The following is a 20,964-nucleotide window of genomic DNA, read 5'->3' as shown; positions in this document are numbered from 1 at the left end:
GCAGTGAAGGAGATAGTCCAAACACAATTCCATCGGTTGTAACCGTAGCACAAATCAATACGATTTCACCAGCAATAACAGGAGCTATTTTGGCTAATGAATCGGCTTACCAAGCCTATATCGATGCTAATCCAGGATTATTCTCTGCACCAGCAACCGTAGCAGAAGTACAAGCAATGGTAGATGCTGTTAATTTAAATACAGGTGTAGTGTCTTCTAACCAATCCATTTGTAACGGAACTAGCCCCTCAGATTTAACTTTAACCGGTAATATAGGTACTGTAATAAAATGGCAAAAATCTACAGATTCCGCATTCACAAGCCCAATAGACATTCCAAACACAACAACTACATTATCATCTTCTGAAATTGGAAATCTAACGGCAACAACTTATTTTAGAGTTGTAATACAAAATGGAAGTGCTATTGCAAATTCTAATTCTGTCGAAATTAACATCAGTGCTACCACTTGGAATGGAACTTCTTGGAGCAATGGCCCGCCCGTAATTACCACCACAGCATATATAACTGGTAATTATTCGGAAGCTACAGATTTATTTGCATGTACTTTAACGGTTTCCAATAATGCAATAGTTTCAATTCCATCTGGATTTGATGTAACACTAAATGGCAAACTAATTGTAGATGCTGGAAGTAGTTTTACTTTAAACAATAATTCGAATTTGTTACAACAAACAGATGTAAGTAACACAGGAGATATTATTGTTAAACGAATGACAACTCCTATATATCGATTAGATTATACTTTATGGTCTTCGCCAGTTACCGGATCACAAACTTTAATGGACTTTTCTCCGTTAACTTCTAATATTAGTCCTACTAACATTCGTTTTTACACTTATAACACTTTAACAAATCAATATAATTCAGTTAATCCAGTAACAACAACATTTGCTGCTGGCAAAGGTTATTTAATTAGAAGTCCTAACAATTGGATTTCATATAATTCAAATTTATCTCCTGCACCACAAAAATGGACAGGTTCATTCACAGGAGTTCCACGAAATGGAAATGTTACGTTTACAATGGCAAATACTGGCACTAATACCGCTATAAATGCAACAGGAAATCCATATCCTTCAGCTTTATTAATAAATAATTTTATTAATGGAAACACTAATAATATTGAAGGGACTTTGTGGTTTTGGAGAAAATTCAATGATAATAACAATTTAGTTTCTTACTCCACCTGTTCCACTATTGGCTGTACTTTGAATAATAATGCTACTTATAATGACAATAATCTTATTTCAATTGGTCAAGGATTTATGGTAAAAGCTAAAGAAGGGCAAACTAATTTAAATTTTACTAACTCCATGCGCTCTAGTGAAAATGTAGATCAATTCTTTAAATCTTCAACAACACAAATGGATCGTTATTGGTTAAAAATGACAAATTCAACCAATATCAGTGCGGGTCAAAATTTAATTGCTTACACCCCTACTGCAACAACATACGGTTACGATAGCGGTTTTGACGGATTGTATTCTAATGATTCTTCTGTTGCATTTTATTCAAAAGCCGGTGCTCAAGATGTTGTAATTAATGCCCGACCAAGTTTTGATATTAATGATGTAATTCCATTGGAATTTAAATCTAATGTTGCGGATACCTATACTTTTTCATTAAACCAAAAAGAAGGGATTTTTAACGGAACACAAGATATTTTATTGCGAGATAATTACAACAATATCGTTCAAAATTTAACCATTGGAGATTATTCTTTTAGTACTGCTATTGGAACATTTACAAATCGTTTTGACATAATTTATCAAAATCTGCTTAGTAATACTAATACATCATTTGATACGAATCAAATACTAATTTACAATAAGGATCAAACAACCTACATTAATTCAGGGGAAATTACAATGGATTCTATAAAAATATTTGACATTCAAGGAAGACTATTATTTCAAAAATCGAAAATTAACGATACTAAAATTAGCATCAAACTAGACATTGCAAACCAAGTATTGTTATTCCAGATTACCACACAAAACGGAGAAATTATTACTAAAAAAGTTATAAATTAAAATTATGAAAAGAACATTTAAAATCCTAATTCTATTCTATTTCTTGTTTACCAATTTTATATTATTTGCACAAATGAAAATAATAGATGAAAATCCAATAATTGGAGGCCCTGGTGATGAAGACAATAATGGAAGTGATGGACTCGAAGGAGGCGATCCTGATCCAGTTTCAATAAATTCTAAACTATGGATACTTATTTTCTTAGCAATAGTCTATGCATATATTACATATAAAAATAAAAAGTTCCTAAACAAAGAAACTGTTTAATCCCAAAAAAGGTTATCGAATAAAATTTCGATAACCTTTTTTTATTTCAAATATATTGACTTATATTAATCGTATTGGAAGTATTTGAGACTAATAATCAAAATACCAATTAAAAATATCACATCTTATTCCTAAAGTAACCCATGTAGTACTATCTTTTTTTACCAAATCCATTTCTACAGTTGGTTTAAAATTTCTATAAATAATACTTCCGAAGAGTTTTAAATTAGTTGCTGGATTAATTACATAACCCACTTGTAAATCGGCAATGAAAATAGAAGTTCTATTTCCTTGACCAACCACCACACCAGTATTATAAGGACGATTGTCACTATAACTTAAATAAATGTTGCCTCCATAGTTATAAGTATCGGATGCAGTGTTAAAATCAAGTCCTCGAACCCCCATAGTAATTTTGGCATCAGCAAAACTTCTTCCTTTGTGGTATCTTGCTATTGCAACCAATTCTTTGGCATTACCTCCCCAAGGATGTCCCATGCTTTGATTGTAATTCCCATAGTTAGTCAACACATCGCTATGAGAATATACATATGGACGAATGTGGTTGTATTCTAACTGCAATACTAAATTTGGAATGTTTAATGCATTAAAATATTTCACTCCAAGTTGGTAAGCAAATTTATTTTTCCAACTATTATTTTGTGCTTTTACTTCGCTAAAGGAAAACTCATCAATTAAAAATTGACCATAAAAATTGAATTGATTGTTCCATTTATATTTATAAGTCAATCCCAAAAGGGCATTTCCACTTTTGGAAGAGGATGCAAATTCTACCGATCTATAAAAAATTATTGGATTAACAAAACTCATATCAAACCCCCGATTGTTTTGGTTGCTCCAAACTACCGATTCAAAAAAACCTAAATTAAATCGTTTCGAAATATTCCAACTCAAATAGTGGTTCGCCATGAATTTGGTGGCATAGGTTTTGTCTACCATAGCATCTTTCCTTACATCTTTAAGCCACATATAGGTATTGGTATATTTTATTTTCCAAAATGTGGTATTTAATTTAACGTATGGATAAGGTGCTGCTCCATCCCCTAATAACAATGAACGGTAACCATCTCCAATAAAGTTTCTGCCGTATCCCATTTGCAAATCGAAAAACTTACTAGGCGAGTAGGTCAAGTTAGCTTCCGCCGAAGGAAAATCGTAAGCATCGGTTTTAAATCGTTTGGCAATACCAATTCCTGGAATAATTGCAGGATCACCCACGGCAGGATAATCAGCAGGAACTGTACCAATGGGATGTAAGGATTCAGCATAATTATTAAAATAATCGGCAAACCGCCCTTGGCTTTCAAAAATGGTAGTAGTAAAATTCAGTTGATTTCCCAATGCACCACGAATTTGAATTCCGCGAGTATTTACATAGGTGTATTTTGCAGTACTTGGGCTACTTTTCCCCATTTGCACATCAAAAATCGGGTTCATTGTAAACCAATAATCTTTTCCTTGAATAGCAACGGTATTTTCATTCCAAATTTTCTTGCCCCACCAAGTGGCTTTGTTTTTCATCAGTTTCTCATTCTCTGCTGTTAAATTATAGTATTTAGAAACCTCAGCATACGTGAAGGGCTTAGATGCAGTATGATTATTGCTCCCAACTTGGTTCATAGCACCATCAAATTGAGAATAATAACTGTGCGAAAATGGAATATTTAAATGACTTTGAAAATGTGGATTATTAAATTTTTGATAAGAAATACTATCCAATTCGGTTAATTCTTTGTTTCGGTTTGCTTTTATAAATGCTGCCGAATCCTCTTGTAAAGATGTATCAATTTTAGTTTCTGAAGGATTCAGTAACGGAACTGCAATTTTAATAGTAAATTTTGCATAAGTTGGAGCTCCATTAAAAGTGGCGGGACTCACTTTGGGCATTTTGTCAAAAACCCGTTGACTTTCCTTTATTAAATCGGCATCATTGGCATCAATATAAAGTATTTTAAAAGCTCCTTTTACATCTACTTCAAAAAGCACTAGGATAGTGCCTTTATAATTAGAACTTTTTAATTTATCGGAAACTTGAAAATTGTTGTACACAAAAGATTGCACTTGCAGATAAAAACAAGATTCCAATTCTTTGCCTTGCAATTGTTTACAACTTGAAAAAACAGGTACTTGTTCACTACTTTTTTGCGCAAAAACCAAAGTGAAGTTTAGCAACAAAAATGCTATTGTTATTTTTTTAAACATTTCAATATTATCTAATTAATAATCCCCGTTGGCAATTTGTCCGTTTGCAATAGCTTTAGCCGAAGAAGTGCCTATTCTTTTCACTCCCAAACGAATCATTTCAAGTGCTTCCTCATAAGTTCGAACTCCGCCAGCTGCTTTTACAGAAAGTGGCGATGCATTTTCGAGCATCATAATAATGGTTGGAACTGTTGCTCCGTTTGGCAAACCTTCCTTTGTTTTATAAAAACCTGTGGACGATTTAACAAATACCGAAGAATAACATTCTTCTTTAAAATTAGCCATTACTACATTTTTTATTAAAGCCGAAAGTTGTATTATTTGATTGGCATTTAACGCTGCGACTTCTATAATCCATTTTACAATTTTATGATGTGCCAATCCTAATTTAGTTCCTTCTAAAATTTCATTTTTCACCAAATCTATATCCCCCCTTTTAAAGGCTTCGTAGTTACATACAAAATCCAAATCATCTGCACCATCTTCAATTGCTTTTTGGGCTTCGACTAGCTTTTCATCTATAGAATAAGTACCTTCTGGAAAACCAATTACGGTTCCGATGTTTACATTAGAATTGGCATCTTTTATCATTTTACTGGCCAATTTAACCATATCCGGTCGAATCATAATTAACTTAAACCCTTCATCAATTGCTTCTTGAATGAAAACTTCTACCACTTTGGTATTCTCTTTAACAGAGAGACTAGCTTGTTCGGGTGTTTTAAGATAAGTAGAATCTAAATATTGTTGGATTTTCATGATTTGTTTTTCAAAGGATAAATATTCAAAAAACCACTCAAGGAGTGGTTTTGTATTTTTTTAAAATCAAAGAGATAAATAGCAAACCAGTAATGGCGCCCAGACTATTTGCTAGAACGTCCATAATATCTGGAGCTCTATTAGAGGTGAAAATTCCTTGGCAAATCTCCATTAAAATCCCGTATCCTACAGCCGAAAATAATACAACCCACTTGATTTTTTTTCTGATTTTAGTTCGATTTGCAAATAAAAACCAAACTACTACAAAAATAAAGTAAAAAGTGAAATGTACATATTTATCTTTATTTTCAATTGGAATAGAGCTGCCAACATCGCCCATTGTAGCTAAACTTAATATCGTTACGATACAAGTCCAAATTAATGCTAACCAGAGGTATATTCGTTTATTATGCACCTATCAGTTTTCCATAAGCTTCACTATCCAACAATTCCTCCCATTGGGAAGCATCTGACACTTTTACTTTTACCATCCATCCTTTACCGTAAGGATCTGAGTTTACTGTTTCTGGGTTTCGTTCTAAATCTTCATTAAATTCAATGATTTCTCCAGCCATTGGTAAAAACAAATCAGAAACGGTTTTTACTGCTTCTACAGTACCAAAAACTTCATCTTTATCTAAGGTTTGATCTAACGTTTCCACTTCTACATAAACAATATCTCCTAGTTCGCTTTGTGCAAAATCTGTAATTCCGATAGTTGCAACATCGCCATCCATAGAAATCCATTCGTGGTCTTTAGTGTATTTTAAATTGGTAGGTATATTCATTATTTAAGTTGTTTTAAATTCAGGTCAAATGTATTGTTTATTATTAAATCTTGAAAAGGATTTCCATTCAATTTTCATTAATTTCCGAAGTTATATCGTAAAGTAAATCCACCTCGAATATTAGTTAATGGAAATGATGTAGAAATTACCGCTTTAGAAAACGAATGGTCATAATATAGTATTGCAGTTAAGTTTTTACTAAAGGAATAATCGGCAGTTAACTTGAAGGTCCAAATATTTTGTCCACCTCCTAATTGATTATTGTTATAATCTAAATAACGTACTATTGTTTTGTTGTTTCTATAAGAAAAATCAATCTTCAAGTTAATATCACTTTTAATAACTCCAGAAGGAGTGTCTGCTAATTTACTAGAAAAAATTACATCTTTAAATCGATACCCGGTTCCAATAACATATTCAATTCCTTTTACTTCGGTAAGCAAATTATTATCAAAACTTAATGACAAAGCACGGTCTTTTTTCAATTCGGCAAGAATTTTAAAAGAACTTTTAGTTTCAAAATCCATTCGAATTAACGGATTGAATTGTTCCACTAAATTCACATTACCTATAATGGTTTGGCTGTAGAAATTTCCGTTGAGCGGATTAAGTTCGTTGGCGTGTTGTGTATAATCTAAATTTGAACGAAACGAGTTAACCGTGTAAGATGCTTTGTAGGCATGTTGTATAGAAAATCGTTTAAACTTTTCTTTGAAGAAATTATAACGCATCAATCCATTATATTTTATATTCCAATTTGGGATTGGTATATTTTTAAAAGCGCTAAGTGAAATTTTTCCAGCTCTATCTTCAGGGCTTTGTGCTAAACTTACCCCAATTACTTTTAAAGCAGGAATATCAAAGCCAGTATAAGCTGCTAGAAAAGATGGCAAAAGTACTTCAGGACTATTTTTACCAAATCCAGTTGGAAAACCATCTGATGAAACTGGGAAATTAGGAGTGCCATAATAATCCGTTGCTAAACGATTAGCAATAGTGATACGGTTGTTTCTAAATTCTTCAAACGGAAGTGAGAAAAACTCATCACTTTGTTTAAAAGAAGATTTTAACATCACCGTAGATATGGCAAAGTTACCTGTATTATATGGCGATCTCGAATTGTAAACTCCATCCGTTACATCGTATTGCTCCGAATAATTATTGGCATACGATCTATTAGCAGTAAAATCAATTTTAAAATCTGGAAACAAATCCATATTGGCTGTAAAGTCTAATGCTCTAGTTAATACGTGAGTGTAATTTTGATTAAAATTAGGATAATTGGTTAACCAACCATTTTTAGCAGCTTCAAAACGAATATCATCTTGACCTCCAAAAGCAAATCCTAGGGATGGCTTAGCAGAACCAAAGAAGCCAATTCCTGGCACGAATCCTGGCAAAGCTGTTCCTTGATTTTCGGTATAGTTCACCTGTATATTTTTAATACTTGTTACAACACCTATCAATCCATCTAAAAATACATTAGAATTTTTAGCCGGAGTTGCTTTAACATTAGTTACTTTTTCTCCAGGTTTTGGCGGCCCCACTGGCGCGGCTTTTGCTGCGGCTTTTTGTTTGGATAAACCTATATATTTATAAAAGGCATCCATATTAAAGGCTGTATTCAGTTTATGAGACCCTGAATTTTGAATCGTATTTCCTAAATTATAAGTTACACCCGAATCGGTATCTAATACAGAAGACATTGCCAATGAAGAACGCTGCCAACTATAAGTTCCTGCATAAGTATAAGTAGATTTAACAAAACTCAAAAATGGAATTTTATTAATAGGTAAATCATAATTAACAGTTACCTGCTGGTTGTGTAAGTTTGGCAAACCGATATTCCAATAATCTGTCCAAATGGTATAGGAATTATCCGGTTCATTGTTTTCATTCATATAATTTCTAACAATGTTGTTAGAAGTTGCATTAAAATTAATTTTTAATGCTTTTGTAAGATTGTAATTAAAACCATATTGGTAATTGAATAAGAAATTTCTTTGGTACAAAGCATCCAAGCCAATACCTTCAACATCTACTAATCTAAATTGTTGGCGATTAAACTGTCTAGTAATATTAGAACTAAAAGATACGCTTGTAGGCTTATAATTGAAATTAAAATCACTTAAAATTTTCCAATAACTACTCTTTTTGAAAACTTTAACTGCTTTAAAAGGTTCAATAGGTTTTGCTTGGAAAGCAAAGGTATAATCGGCAGTTGTACTAACTCGTTGATCTGTATAATTTTCTAATTCAAAACTATGGCGATCAACTTGATTATAAGAATACGAAAGTGTTACATTTTCTGGGTCATAAAAATGTGGCACCGCCTTTTCACCTCTTGTTTTTTTAACACCTATAAAGTTAATACTTTTTCTTTTGGTATAATCCATTGCTCTGCTTTTAAGGTTTCTTTTTTCAGCAGCATCAGCAGTTTCATTAATCAATTGTTTTAGTTCAATATCTTGATTAAATGGATCGTATTTAGGAGTGATGAATTCTTCACCAATTCCATAATTAAAAGGTAAGTTAACCCCCCATTTTTTTGGAAGTAATTTACCTAAACTCATATTGGTCACAATGTTGTATTGTAGCACATCTTCTCTGCTTCTTTCATTTGGCCCTTGTTCTAAAGTACCAAAACCAATAGTGCTCATTTTTCCCGTTGCAGAAACATTAGCAAAATCAGCAAAATTAGCATCCAAACTTGCAACAGCTGCCAAACCTCCTTTATTATCCATTCCGGCTAAACGAAGTTCATTATACCAAACTTCCCCTTTTATACGTCTAGGGTTTAATGGATGTTGTGGAGTATTCAGTTTATTGGTTTGATTTTTCACCCCTAACATTAAGGTTCGCACCATCCCAAAATTAGGATTACCTCGGATTCCTAAACGTAAATTAGCATCTCCATCTCCATCTGGCACATTAACATCATCATCTGGATAATAAATCTCTCCAGATAGATAGACATGACTCATTGCTAGAATTTTCATTCTTGTAATAAGTTCTAAAGAAATATCCATATCATTTGCCTCTGGCCAAACTCCACTTTGGGTATTATCACCAAATTGGGTTTTCTTTAAAGGTTTTTCTACTTGGTAAAAGTTATCGGTAAAGTCATTTCCGAAACGGACAATACCCATTAATTCATCATCTTCTATAGAATTTGAATTGGATGCTATTGCTTCTGCATGCACAAACATTTTCAGTTTTTTATACTGACGCATATCTACACTGATGTTTTTAAATACAGCACGAGAATCCCCTGGTTCTAAACCAGAATCATTTGTGCTTCCTATTTTGATAGAAAGTGATTGTTCGTTTTGTGGTATTAAAGTATTATTGTTATACAATTGTTCCAACTCTACACCTGGAGGAACTACATAATGGATAGGCTCTCTAGTACCATTTTCTTGAACATTTACTGCTGCTGAATCATAATCAGTATCATCATCCGTATTATCTGAATCTTTTGGCGGCTCTAAAGGATTCATTTGTAAACTATAATCGTATTTTCTCCAATCTCCACGAACTAAATCTAACGAACCAAAACGAATGGTCATTTGACTAGCAAATTTCGTCATGAACATTCTCATAAAACGAATAGAGCGAAAATCGGAAATACTACCAACAGTATTGGTTGGTTGATTTATTGGGATTTTAAATTGAATCCAACGTGCAGTAGTCGTTTCGCCATTTGGAAGTGATACTGTGGTTGGCAAAATGTTTGTAATATAATTGGTTCCAACTTGAGATAAATCGGTTGGACTCACCTTAATACTATATTCATAATACGCATTAATGGTGTTCATGGTATTATCTCGGTTAATATCCTCCACATCTGGCACCGTTGTAGAACCTCTGTTAGTATCCGTAACATTTATTGGCGAATTGCCTTCTGTTCCATTATAGTATTTATATCGATCAAAAATATCCCCGTTTGTATTCAAAAAATATTTATAGTCGTCTTCTGCAGGATCAGAAAAGGATGCAAATGCTGGAAACTTAGCAGCTTCTTGAGTATTATTCAATCCATTATACCCAACGTCTTGAGAAGTTCTATTGCCTTCGTTTGAATCAAAAGCATAAATTAACGACTGCGATGCAGGGGTGTCTCCCCAAATAGTTGTCGGCGCTAGAATTTGATTATTTCCTACTCCATTTTCATAAAATTTTCTCCCATCTTGAAGCACATCTTCCGAAATTTCACCTAAGTTAAAATAGATTCGACCAGTATTTCCAGGATTAATAGGCGCTGGAGATACTCGAGTATCGGTATAGGGATCCAACATCCAAAACTGAATATATTCTATATTGGATTGTTCAAAATTAGTAGTATTTAATGCTCTGAAAATACCTCCAAAATTATTTTCTGGATTGGGCAAAGTATTATCGGACGCTGTCGCAGTATTAAAATTAAATGGCCCACGCTCACTAGGAAAATAAGTTAAATCTAAAGTATTTACTACTTGAGATTGTCCAGCTGCAATTGTAGTTGCTGGATATAACTCTTGACTAAAAATCCTTCTAGTACTGTTTAAAGATAAATCGTCATCCGAAATTCCAGAAGGTCTTTGAGCATAAAAAATTGGATCAATGGTATACCAAGCTATTTTTGCTCGTTTAAAACCATAATCTAATGTTGACAAATTTCCTCCAAAATCTAAATAATCAGGAATTACAAGAGTTGGTCTTATTGGCGTTGAAGATAAAAACCATGAATAAGGAGATCTCAAATCAATATTGGTTTGTGAGCCTTCAAAATCCTCTACGTAAACCGTAGATTCCCCATTAAATTTATCTGCTTTTGGAGAGTCTGGTTTTAAGTAAGCAACTTCTCCTCTGAAGGAAACGTTTGAAGGAACATCGGTATCAAGGTTAGGAAGTTTATTTACCAAACGAGTTAAAAAAGGAACTTCAGTAGAGTAACTAGTATTCAATCCGTAAATAGTATTGTTTACCGATTCTTGTCCATAATTGGTTTTTTGGGTAAATGGACGCTCGGACATTTTTAACATCGTGGCCCCAATTAAAAATTTATCCGAAAATTTATGTTCTACATTAATTCCATAAAAACGTCTAGTTTGTCTTCCAAAAGTAGAATTATTTTCTACCGAAACTTGTATTGGTGTATTAGAAGCAGATAAAGCTGGATCTAAAATTTGTACTCTACCAGCTTGATAATTCACAGTATAGTCAACTCCTTCTACTAATTTTCTTCCTCCTGCAGTAACTACCACCGAACCCTTTGGTACGTTGAAAGCCCCAATAGGAATTCCATCTCCACCAGACGATTTAAATTTCCCTTTTAATTGAAATTTATTTTTCGAACTGTTTTGTAATGCTGCTGCTTGTGTAGATTTATATAATGTAGTATAAACGTATTTCAATTGGTTATCATTATAGGCGCCTAGGGTAGTTGTATCATCATAATTTTCACTTAAACTTCCCGATCTTAATTTGTTAAACAAATATCTTCCAAAAGGTTCTACCGAAGTGAATATTATTCGGCCATTTTGTTGGTCTACGGTTAGTCCTGGAATAAAATCAAAGAAACCATCTCCACCATTTTGAGGGTCGTTACTGTAATTCAATCTATCCAAACCAAAAACTTTTAACAGCGGTGTCTCCATAATTCCTGTTGGTAATGGAGAAGTTGAGTTTGCAGATGTAATGTAATTTAACGGAGAAGGATCGGTATATAAAATATTGAATTTGAATTCTTCTTTTTGCATTTGAAAACCACTCGGAATTTGATAAATATTTTTCATCATCAATCCCCAAATAGGCTTTTGAACGTTGGTTAAACTACTCTTAAGCATTTTTAAAATCAACGATTGTGAAGATGGAATTCCGCTTGGATCCACTTGTGTAGCTTCTACCCCATCCGTTCCAAATTCCCCTACTTGGTATACTTTATCTCCAATGGTATATTGGTATGCTACAGCAAGTACCTCATCATTTGCCAAACGCTGTTGCAAGGAAACATATCCCAATTGTGGATGAAAAATAAATTCGTTAGGCAATAATTTTCGAGCATTTTCTAACTTGGTATAATCAGTACCTTCATTAACCTGAACCGAATTATTAAACCCTTGATTGGAAGTTACAATTTCTCTAATCTCGGGCTTCAACAAACCCGGATAATTAGGATTTGGTGGGCTTGACGGAATTATTAATGCTGGATCGTAACGGTTATTATTATTGTTTGGCGGAGTGTCAATTGGTTTCAAAAAGAAATCATTTGATTCAAACGGATGAATATCTGCAGGATCAATTGCTACTACTTGACTGTCTGAAATAGCGGTCGAAGTTGAAGTGTCGGTTAAACGAGCTTCCCCTAAATCTTGAAGGGCGATGATGTTTCTTAAATTGTTATTGGTAGTACTAACTCGGTTTTGTCTGTTAGTTATCCAAACTTCAATACGGGTAATTTGCACTCTACTATCAATTAATGGATAGTTTAAAAGTGCTTTGTCATAACGATTCTTGAAATATTGCGATAAGAAAAAGTGTCTGTCGGCATCGTATTCTTGTGCAAAAAGTTCGAAATTTTGAATAGTACCCCCACCTTGAGCGGTTACGGTTTTGGTTTGTGATTTTTGTTCAGCAAATACCGCATTAACTGAGGTTCCTCCAAATTGCAATTGGGCTTTAACTCCGAACAAACTTTGGGCTCCTCGAATTAAAGTGCTATTAAGTGGCATGCTCACATTACCAACTTCTATTTTTTTAATGATGGAATCTTCTCCCCCAGAAGCCGAAGGGTCAAAGGATAATTTGATTAAATTTTGAAATGCAAATGTCGACTGGGTATCGTAATTGGCATTAACGTTTAATCTAGTACCAACTTTTCCCATTAAACTCATACTTATTCTTTGGTTAAAATCAAACGTGGTTGTTGATCTATTTCTAGGGGAAAAGGAAGGATTATCTTGCTTGGTATGTCTAAATCCTAAGTCAATTTCTACAGATCCAGTAGGTTTTACGTCAATAGTATTGCTTCCAAAAATAGCTTCAAAGAAACTTGAATTTATATAATATTTAGGTAATAAATCCTTTTTAGCTGCTATACTACTAGCTTTTTGACCCGAAACTGCGTCCGCTTTTTGTTTGAAATAATCGTGCATCGACTCTTTAAGTACCAACTTTTCATATTCCTTTGGGGTAAGAATAATTGGGTAATTGATGTCTACACCTGCAAAAGTTGTATTTAAAATATAACGATCGGTTGCGGGATCGTAAGTATAGGCCTCGACAATACTTTTAGGATTTTCAATGACCATGTGCCCCTTATTGTAGGTGGTATCATTAACTCTTACTTGAGAAAAAGAGTATTGATTAATAAATAGCACCGCAATTACGAAGGCTATTTTTTGGGCAATGAAGATATATTTTTGTTGCTTTGTTTTCAAAAATTATAAGTTTTTTAATGCTTGCTTAATAATAGTTTCTACAGTAGCTTCCGGATTTTGACTAATTACCTTATCTACTATTTTTTCGGAGGTTTTTCTAACAAAACCTAAAACCTCCAAAGCAGATAACGCTTCATCTCGATTTGTATTGTTTTGAAACATAGAAACTTCATCCAAATCATAAATTTTTAACACTTTCTCCTTCAAATCTAGGATAGCTCTTTGGGCAGTTTTGCTTCCAATGCCTTTAATAGACTGGATTGTTCCAACATCACCACTAGCAAGCGCCTGAATAATTTGTTTTGGTTCTAAAGAAGAAAGCATCGTTCGTGCTATTCCGGCTCCAATTCCGGAAACGGTCAATAACATTTTGAATATTTCTTTCTCTGATTTTTCAACAAATCCATACAACGAATGCGAATCTTCCTTGATAATCAAATGAGTAAACAATTTTACGAAATCAGTTTTAGGAAGCAGCGAATAGGTATGAAGCGAAATATTAACATGGTAACCAACACCATTACAGTCTATTACAACTTCTGTTGGTGTTTTCTCCACTAATTTTCCTTGGATGTGTGCTATCATAATTTATTTAATGTAATTTCAAATATAACAAAAAACTTTTTATAGTAGTTATTTTTGTTATTAAGAAACCTATGTGTTTTTTAATCTTTTACTTTTTTCTTGAGCATCTACAACTGCAACTGCAGCCATATTTACCATTTCTTCTACACTTGCTCCCAATTGAAAAATATGCACTGGTTTGTCCATACCCAACATAATTGGTCCAACCGAATCCACTTTATATAATTCTTTTAATAATTTGTAAGTTATATTAGCAGCTTCCAAATTAGGAAAAATTAAAGTGTTTACTTTTTTTCCTGCTAATTTAGAAAAAGGAAATTTTGCTTTAAGCATCTCTGGATTTAAGGCAAAATCGGCTTGAATTTCTCCATCCACAATTAAATCAGGATAGTATTTATGTAAATAAGCAACCGCTTCTCTAACTTTATTGGCACTTTCAACGGATGAAGATCCAAAATTTGAAAAGGAAACCATAGCAATTACGGGCTCCATACCAAACATACGTACCGTTTTTTCGGTCATTAATGCAATTTTTGCCAAGTCATCGGCAGATGGATTTGGATTAATTGCAGTATCTGATAAAAACATCGGTCCACGATTGGTCATCATCATGTTGGTTGTAGCGATTAAGGAAATTCCAGGTGCTTTACCAATTAATTGCATTAACGGTTTAACTACTGTTGGATAACTTCTAGAATAGCCTGACACCATTGCATCGGCATCTCCTTGGTTGACCATCATGGCAGCAAAATAATTTCGTTCGCGCATCCATTTTTGAGCATCTAATAACGAGATACCTCTACGGTTGCGTTCTTTCCAAAATATATCAGCATAGCGCAATCTACGATTATCTTCTTCATCCGTTTTTGGATCGAAAATTGGCACATCGGCATCAAAACCAATTTCTTCTTTTAATTCTAAAATATCTTCTTTTCTTCCCAATAATATAGGATGTCCAATACCTTCTTCATATACAATTTGTGCTGCTTTCAAAACATCTAATTGATCTGCCTCTGCAAAAACAATTCGTTTTGGATCGGTTTTAGCACGGTTAGTTAGCAAACGAACCATTTTATTATCCGAACCCATTCGTTCTAAAAGTTCCTCTTCATATTTTACCCAATCGGTAATTGGATTTAACGCTACACCACTTTCCATAGCTGCTTTTGCAACCGCAGGAGCCACCATGGTAATCAATCTTGGGTCAAATGGTTTTGGAATAATGTATTCTCTACCAAAATTCAACTTGGTTTCACCATAAGCAATATTCACTTGTTCGGGCACATGTTCTTTAGCCAAAGCTGCCAAGGCACGAACCGCTGCCATTTTCATAGCCTCGTTAATTTTGGTAGCTCTAACATCCAATGCACCACGAAAAATATATGGGAAACCCAATACATTATTCACTTGATTAGGATGGTCGGATCTTCCAGTAGCCATAATAATATCTTCCCGAGTGGCCATTGCTACATCATAATCTATCTCTGGAGTGGGATTGGCCATAGCAAAAACGATAGGGTCTTTGGCCATACCTAACAACATTTCGGAAGTAAGAATATTTCCTGCAGAAAGTCCTAAAAACACATCCGCATTTATTAATGCTTGGTGCAGGGTCGTTCCTGTTACGCCATTGCTGTATCGTCTTTGCAAATCGGACAAATCGTCTCTATCACTACTAACAACTCCTTTAACGTCAAACATTACTATATTTTCAACTTTTACACCAAGTAAAACATAGAGATTCGCACAAGCTAAAGCAGCTGAACCAGCTCCAGAAATAACTAATTTTATTTCACTAATTTCTTTTTCTGCTAATTCTAAAGCATTCAACAATGCTGCCGAGGAAATAATTGCAGTTCCATGCTGATCATCATGCATCACCGGAATATTCAATTCTTCTACCAATCGTCTTTCAATTTCAAAAGATTCTGGCGCTTTAATATCTTCTAGATTAATTCCTCCAAAAGTTGGAGCAATATTTTTAACCGTAGCAATAAATTCTTCTATATCTTTTGTACCAACTTCTATATCAAAAACATCAATGTCCGCAAATATTTTAAATAACAAAGCTTTTCCTTCCATAACCGGTTTGGAAGCTTCGGGACCAATATCTCCAAGACCTAAAACAGCAGTTCCATTAGTGATTACCGCAACTAAATTCCCTTTGGAGGTATATTTATAAACGTTGTTCACGTCTTTAGCAATTTCTAAACACGGCTCTGCCACTCCTGGGGAATATGCTAAAGACAAATCACGTTGGGTGGCATATTTTTTGGTTGGAACAACTTGGATTTTTCCTGGAGTAGGTTTGGCGTGGTATAAAAGTGCTTCTCTGCGTTTACTAGAATTATTCATGGTGGTCTATTTATATTCTGACCTACAAAGGTAAAAGTATCCACCGAAAAAGGAAACTTTTATGGAGTTTCTTTTAAACAAAATTAAAGAATTAGTGTTTTGGCTAGGCAATAGACATAAACTTAAAAATCAGACAAAGAGGATCTCATGAATTTGTTTTATTTCCATTTGGAATTGCTATTTTTGAACATTCATTTTATTACATTTGCTTATAAACCAATTATCTTGAAAAAATTACTTCCTTTTTTTTCTTATCTGTTCCACCCTATTTTTATCCCAATAGTTGGCACACTTTTTTACATTCTTTATAGTGCTAATTATTATTCTAAAGAGCAGTATTTATTATTGCTGCTGCAAGTAATTATAATCACTTTTTTCTTGCCGATGTCTTTTTTTTATTTGCTTCGAACTTTTGGAAAAGTAGATACTGTAATGCTTTCGGATATTTCCCAACGGAAAACACCATTGTTAATGCAAATTGTTTTAACTGTTATTTTGATCAGCAAAAGTGTTACTTTAGAACGATTTCCCGAATTGTTTTACTTTTTTCTAGGGGCAATCGTAAGTACCGTTGTTGCCTTTGTGCTATTGTTTGCCAAAATAAAAGCCAGCATTCACATGATTGCAATAAGTGCCTTGTGTTTTTTTGTGATTGGTTTAAGCGTGCATTACGAAACAAACAGCATTTTCACTATTGCTTCTTTATTTTTTCTTACTGGAATAATAGCTAGTTCCAGATTGGTAATGAAGGCACATAGCTCTAAAGAATTAGTTATTGGATACCTTACAGGAATGCTACCTCAACTATTTTTGTTGTATTTTTGGTTATAGGATGTAGAACTGCAATCCTATATTAAAACTGGTGGTATTTATTTTTTCACCATTAATTTCTCCCGATTTAAAAATAGATTTTAAACCATAATAAGCATATAAATTCCAAGTATTAAAGCCTGCTGCCAAATAACATCCATAAACCAATTTGTTAAAATCTGGATTGGATTTATTAATCGTAGCCACACCATCTGTAACATATTTATTTCTATCGGAAATTAAATAACTAAATTTAAATCCAGAATAAATCCTCCAAAACTGATGGCTATCCGGCGTTGAAGTGCGCCATCTTGTTTCCAAGGGCAAATCTATATAATGCAACATGAATCGATTTTTACTGTAATCAGTAGTAGAAAGCAAGGTATAATTATAAGCTGAAGAAGCATTACTCGTATTGGTTGTTAGCTGTAAATTATTGTCGTAAATATTTAAAGAATATCCTAAACCAGTAGCAATAGCAACAGTTCTGCTTTTGTTAATAGGCATATCTCTTAAAAATCCCAAACAAATTCCTGGAGAAAATTTAGTCTGACTTAAACCCTTAAAATTTTGTAACTGATTGTAAGTAAAATTAATATAAAATTGATCTTCTCTATACAAGGAATCTACGGGCTTAGTTGGCGCCGTTTTTTCTTGTGCAAAAGCACCAAAAATGGATAAGAAAAACAAAAGGATAAGATTAAAACGCATAGGATATAAACGTTAAGAAGAAATTAGCAGAGAGGAAGGGATTCGAACCCTCGATACAGTCACCCATATACACGCTTTCCAAGCGTGCGCCTTCAGCCACTCGGCCACCTCTCTAAGAATTATGGTGCAAAGAACAACAAAATTTTGCAATTATCAAAACTTAGTTTACACCATTTCGCCTCGAAGGGAAGTTTCAAATATAGTTTTGAAATTATTTGGCGCAACATTTTGACCTAACAGATACATTAACTTAGTAATAGCCGCTTCGGTGGTTATATCTTTTCCAGAAATAATTCCGATTTTTTTTAATAAGGTACTCGTTTCATATTGCCCCATACTAACGCTACCTCCAGGACATTGGGTAACATTTATAATATGCAAACCGCTTTTGATTGCTTTTTTCAAAAGTTGGATGAACCAATCTTCGGTAGGCGCATTTCCAGAACCGTATGTTTCTAAAATAATTCCTTTTAAATTTGGAATAGCAATAATAGATGCCATTACCGATTCATTAATTCCTGGAAACATTTTTAGAATCACAACATTATCATCCAGTTGCTTATGAACGACTAGTTTTTTATTTGTTTTAGCAAAAAGAGCGCTAGAATTTACATTTAAATGCACTCCCGATTCTGCTAATGCTGGATAGTTTGGCGAAGTAAATGCATTAAAATGTTCGGCATTAATTTTAGTAGTTCGGTTACCACGATATAATTTGTATTCGAAATACAAACACACTTCTTGTACGACTGGTTTCCCTTTAAATTGCAAGGAAGCAATTTGAATGGCAGTAATTAAATTTTCTTTGGCATCGGTACGCAAATCACCAATAGGCAATTGCGAACCCGTGAAAACAACAGGTTTTCCTAAATTTTCTAACATAAAACTTACTGCCGATGCCGAATACGACATGGTATCCGATCCATGAAGCACCACAAAACCATTAAATTGAGCATAACTCTCTTCGATAATTGTGGCTATTTGAACCCATTTATCGGGATTCATATTGGAAGAATCTATTGGTTTTTCAAACGAAAAAGTTTCTATTGTACAATCTAACTGCTGCAGTTCTGGGATTTTTTGCAATAACTTACTAAAGTTAAATGCTTTTAAAGCACCCGTTTTAAAATCTTTCATCATACCAATGGTTCCACCGGTATAAATTAATAGGATATTGGGTTTAGATTGCATTATTATATTTAAGCTTATTTACCACCGGATTGGCATACATATTTAAGAAACCTTCCATCATAACGCCATTAGAACAATCAATTTTCATTTCTAATCTTCGTTCGAATAAGGATTTTTCGTTTTCAGAATAATGTTCTTTAAATTGATCGGTGTTATATAAAATATCGTAAGCAATATAATTGGTTGGCCACAATTTATAGGATTCTAAAATAGAATCATCTATAGCTTGAGCAACCGCTTGCACTTGTTTATTGGTATTATCATTTTCAAGAGCAATAGCGTCCAATTCTTTATCTAAAATAGCACCAACATGAATATGAATATGTTTCTTTTGTCCGATAATTCCGCTTAAAAGCGTAATGAAATCTTCGTTTTTTTCCTTTACATATTTTTCTGCTTTAGCTTCTGCCATTAACTGTGGCATTTTTAAAGCATCTGTAGGATCGTATTCATAGGAAATAGAAACTGGAACGATTTTTAATTTCTTAAAATAATCCATCAAATTTTCTTCATCAGATCCCATTCCTAGCATTTTCAATACTCCCGGATGGGTAGCGTCGTTGCCATCTTTAGTTCTTCCTTCGCGTTGTGCAATCCATACCGAGCGGTTTTCTCTTAAAATAAGTTGCCCTATATAATCCGACATTAATTTAGAACTTTGTAACAATTCTCTTGGCGACAAACCTCTTTGCACTAAAAAATTTCGATTCAATTTCGATAAATTTAAAAGGAAATCTTTCTTCACTAAGTTATCGCCTATTGCAGATGCCGTCATCACTAAGCCGTGATCAAACAAACAAACATTGAGCAATGAGGTATCTAAAATGATGTCTCTATGATTGGAAATAAAAAGATAAGGAGTATGTTTTTCCAGTTTTTCAAAACCTGAAGTGGTCAATCCTTCGGAGGAATTTTCTAATACTTTTTGAACCGAATGGTAAATAAAATTACATTGAAAATCACGAATGGAATGTGTTTTTAATAATTGATTTTTCCATACCTCATCGTCTACATCTGGAAATGTAAAACTCATGATAGCCTTCATCATTGGGTGGTTTACTAACCCTTTAATTGCGGTATTAACTTCGGCATCATAAAACGGTCGAATTGCGTCAAATTTCTGCATCTCTAGTTATGGATTGTTATTAAAGCAACAAAATAACAAAAAAAAAAGGACTTATTAAATTAATAGTCTATTAAATCCCGAAATGCTACTAGAGTTATCAGTTGTTACTCTTTCTATTTTAAATATTTGAATAGAAAACTAATACTTTGGTTTTTGTTTAGTTCCCCTAAAATTGATAATCTCAATAGTAGATTTTTTGAGATTTATTCTGTAAACAAGATAATTATTTTTATCAATAATTGCTTTGTAAAGTGATGTTTCCGTGTCAGATTTTGGAAACAATTCAGGATGGATAATTATTTGTTTCAAAACTTGATTAATCTTTTTCTCAAGTTGCAAAATTTCTTTTGGAGTCCATTTTTGCTCCAGATAATCTATAACTTTTTGAAGTCCTTTATTGGCTTGTGGCGTCCATTGAATTACTAGTGCCATTTTGAGAATTTGCTCATAACTTCATCGTTACTAACAAAGTCATTTTCATTTGCTTGCTGGATTCCAATTTCAATTTCCTTTTTTTCATCGGAATCTAATTTTCCATACCAATCGTGCTCTTTTTTAATTTCTTTCAAAACTTTTTCAAGATGCAACATAATAGTTTCGTCAACCATGGTTAACTCTTGTATGAAATTATTTTTTCTTGTTGCTAAATCCATGATATATCAATTTATAA

15 protein-coding genes and 1 tRNA gene are annotated in these 20,964 nt (G+C 33.5%); 3 read left to right on the top strand and 13 right to left on the bottom strand.

Going from position 1 to position 20,964, the window contains the following annotated elements; all coding sequences use genetic code 11:
- Positions 1-2,057: hypothetical protein (locus tag ACIQ2J_RS10880; RefSeq protein WP_396169621.1), on the top strand; the 2,057-nt coding region annotated here is incomplete at its 5' end.
- A 4-nt stretch (positions 2,058-2,061) separates the two neighbouring features.
- Positions 2,062-2,325, top strand: a complete 264-nt coding sequence (locus ACIQ2J_RS10875; protein ID WP_396169619.1) for a hypothetical protein — start codon at positions 2,062-2,064, stop codon at positions 2,323-2,325.
- Positions 2,326-2,415: 90 nt separating this feature from the next.
- On the opposite strand, the gene ACIQ2J_RS10870 is transcribed toward ACIQ2J_RS10875, so the two are convergent.
- The 7 genes from ACIQ2J_RS10870 to ACIQ2J_RS10840 form a co-directional block, all read right to left on the bottom strand.
- On the bottom strand, positions 2,416-4,548 hold the full coding sequence (locus tag ACIQ2J_RS10870; protein ID WP_396169617.1) for a gliding motility protein RemB: 2,133 nt from the start codon (positions 4,546-4,548) through the stop codon (positions 2,416-2,418).
- A gap of 15 nt (positions 4,549-4,563) precedes the next feature.
- Complete coding sequence (gene deoC, locus ACIQ2J_RS10865) at positions 4,564-5,307, bottom strand: deoxyribose-phosphate aldolase (protein ID WP_396169615.1); 744 nt, start codon at positions 5,305-5,307, stop codon at positions 4,564-4,566.
- Positions 5,308-5,344: 37 nt separating this feature from the next.
- Positions 5,345-5,722 carry a VanZ family protein gene (locus ACIQ2J_RS10860; RefSeq protein ID WP_396169613.1) on the bottom strand — a complete coding sequence of 126 codons (378 nt, stop codon included), beginning with the start codon at positions 5,720-5,722 and terminating at the stop codon, positions 5,345-5,347.
- Positions 5,715-6,095, bottom strand: a complete 381-nt coding sequence (gene gcvH / locus ACIQ2J_RS10855; RefSeq protein ID WP_396169611.1) for a glycine cleavage system protein GcvH — start codon at positions 6,093-6,095, stop codon at positions 5,715-5,717. Before gcvH ends, ACIQ2J_RS10860 begins: the two co-directional genes overlap by 8 nt.
- Positions 6,096-6,172: 77 nt before the next feature.
- On the bottom strand, positions 6,173-13,516 hold the full coding sequence (sprA, locus tag ACIQ2J_RS10850) for a cell surface protein SprA (RefSeq protein WP_396169608.1): 7,344 nt from the start codon (positions 13,514-13,516) through the stop codon (positions 6,173-6,175).
- A gap of 3 nt (positions 13,517-13,519) precedes the next feature.
- Positions 13,520-14,101, bottom strand: coding sequence for a Holliday junction branch migration protein RuvA (ruvA, locus tag ACIQ2J_RS10845; RefSeq protein ID WP_396169606.1), 582 nt, complete (start codon positions 14,099-14,101; stop codon positions 13,520-13,522).
- 69 nt (positions 14,102-14,170) lie between these two features.
- On the bottom strand, positions 14,171-16,456 hold the full coding sequence (locus ACIQ2J_RS10840) for an NADP-dependent malic enzyme (protein WP_396169604.1): 2,286 nt from the start codon (positions 16,454-16,456) through the stop codon (positions 14,171-14,173).
- A gap of 225 nt (positions 16,457-16,681) precedes the next feature.
- On the opposite strand from ACIQ2J_RS10840, the gene ACIQ2J_RS10835 reads away from it, so the two are divergent.
- A complete protein-coding gene (locus ACIQ2J_RS10835; RefSeq protein WP_396169602.1) occupies positions 16,682-17,287 on the top strand; it encodes a hypothetical protein in 606 nt (201 codons plus the stop codon).
- Here the strand turns inward: ACIQ2J_RS10835 and ACIQ2J_RS10830 are convergent.
- The 6 genes from ACIQ2J_RS10830 to ACIQ2J_RS10805 all read right to left on the bottom strand — a co-directional run bounded on the left by ACIQ2J_RS10830 (position 17,282) and on the right by ACIQ2J_RS10805 (position 20,947).
- Positions 17,282-17,977 carry a porin family protein gene (locus ACIQ2J_RS10830; protein WP_396169600.1) on the bottom strand — a complete coding sequence of 232 codons (696 nt, stop codon included), beginning with the start codon at positions 17,975-17,977 and terminating at the stop codon, positions 17,282-17,284. The genes ACIQ2J_RS10835 and ACIQ2J_RS10830 overlap by 6 nt on opposite strands.
- A 27-nt stretch (positions 17,978-18,004) precedes the next feature.
- Positions 18,005-18,091: transfer RNA gene (locus ACIQ2J_RS10825), tRNA-Ser, on the bottom strand.
- A 51-nt stretch (positions 18,092-18,142) separates the two neighbouring features.
- On the bottom strand, positions 18,143-19,168 hold the full coding sequence (locus ACIQ2J_RS10820; RefSeq protein WP_396169598.1) for an asparaginase: 1,026 nt from the start codon (positions 19,166-19,168) through the stop codon (positions 18,143-18,145).
- Positions 19,158-20,294, bottom strand: a complete 1,137-nt coding sequence (locus ACIQ2J_RS10815) for a 1-acyl-sn-glycerol-3-phosphate acyltransferase (protein ID WP_396169596.1) — start codon at positions 20,292-20,294, stop codon at positions 19,158-19,160. The genes ACIQ2J_RS10820 and ACIQ2J_RS10815 overlap by 11 nt, the downstream gene beginning before the upstream one ends.
- A 138-nt stretch (positions 20,295-20,432) precedes the next feature.
- Positions 20,433-20,726 (bottom strand): type II toxin-antitoxin system RelE/ParE family toxin, encoded by a 294-nt coding sequence (locus ACIQ2J_RS10810; RefSeq protein ID WP_396169593.1) that lies wholly within the window; start codon positions 20,724-20,726, stop codon positions 20,433-20,435.
- Positions 20,717-20,947 (bottom strand): hypothetical protein, encoded by a 231-nt coding sequence (locus ACIQ2J_RS10805; RefSeq protein WP_396169591.1) that lies wholly within the window; start codon positions 20,945-20,947, stop codon positions 20,717-20,719. The genes ACIQ2J_RS10810 and ACIQ2J_RS10805 overlap by 10 nt, the downstream gene beginning before the upstream one ends.
- Positions 20,948-20,964: the final 17 nt, after the last annotated feature.

The sequence above is a fragment of the Flavobacterium sp. genome (genome assembly GCF_044357305.1).
In the GTDB taxonomy this organism is placed as follows: Bacteria; Bacteroidota; Bacteroidia; order Flavobacteriales; family Flavobacteriaceae; genus Flavobacterium.
The sequence above is the reverse complement of the archived record's forward strand: the minus strand, read 5'-3'. Positions and strand labels throughout refer to the sequence as shown.